We start from the raw sequence: 396 nt of genomic DNA, 5'->3' as shown, positions 1-396 counted from the left end.
AGCCGAAGGCCTGGCTGCCGACGCCCGAGGCGACCGATTCGCCGCCGATCGCGGTTGCGTGGAAGCCCGAGGCGTTGGCGAGGTCGCCCAGCGCCACCGCATCTTCCGCCGTCGCGCGCGCGCCATTGCCGATGGCCACCGCGGTGCCCGTCGAGGCGGCACCCGAAGGCGTGGTACCGTCCGCCGTCACCGCGCCGTTGCCGATCGCCACCGAGTTGAGACCTGCCGCATTGGCGCGGCTGCCCACCGACGTCGCATTCGCACCGCCCGCCTGGGCGCTCTTGCCCACCGAGGTGGCCTCGAAGCCCGCAGCATTCGCCTGGTGCCCGACCGCAACGGCCGTGCGACCCGAGGCATTGGCCTGCCAGCCGAACGCCTGGCTGCCAACGCCCGAGG

General features: G+C 73.7%; 1 pseudogene. It reads right to left on the bottom strand.

The annotated features are described in order from the left end of the window. Positions 1-396: pseudogene (locus AX735_RS16735) on the bottom strand (hypothetical protein); the annotation flags it as partial.

Source organism: Blastomonas sp. CCH1-A6, assembly GCF_001556365.1.
In the GTDB taxonomy this organism is placed as follows: domain Bacteria; phylum Pseudomonadota; class Alphaproteobacteria; order Sphingomonadales; family Sphingomonadaceae; genus Blastomonas; species Blastomonas ursincola.
This window is presented reverse-complemented; position numbering and strand designations above follow the sequence as displayed.